Origin of the sequence: Vibrio sp. 10N.222.52.B7, assembly GCF_041474275.1 — a bacterium.
Classification (GTDB): domain Bacteria; phylum Pseudomonadota; class Gammaproteobacteria; order Enterobacterales; family Vibrionaceae; genus Vibrio; species Vibrio crassostreae_C.
In genome coordinates this window covers 1-224 of record NZ_JBFRTU010000458.1, presented here as the reverse complement: position 1 = coordinate 224, position 224 = coordinate 1, and the positions used below count along the sequence as shown (strand labels likewise).

General features: G+C 50.4%; 1 pseudogene. It reads left to right on the top strand.

The features are described 5' to 3' along the window. Positions 1-224: pseudogene (locus AB4512_RS23680) on the top strand (ligand-gated channel); the annotation flags it as partial.

Sequence of the window (224 nt, the reverse complement as noted above, 5' to 3'; positions counted from 1 at the left end):
AGATGAGGATGGAGAAAAAGTTCGCACACTAACTCCTTGGGAAGGCAATGCCGAGGTGGCTTATGACGATAGCGCCTTCTCCGCTTATGCGCAGGTTAATTGGGCGCAAGCGATGGATAATGTCCCTCAATGTGAAGATGATTTAGGTATCGTTACTGACTGTGCGACCACCTCTGGCTGGGCGAGTGTCGACTTGGGGGTAAGTTACTCTTGGAACTTTGGCT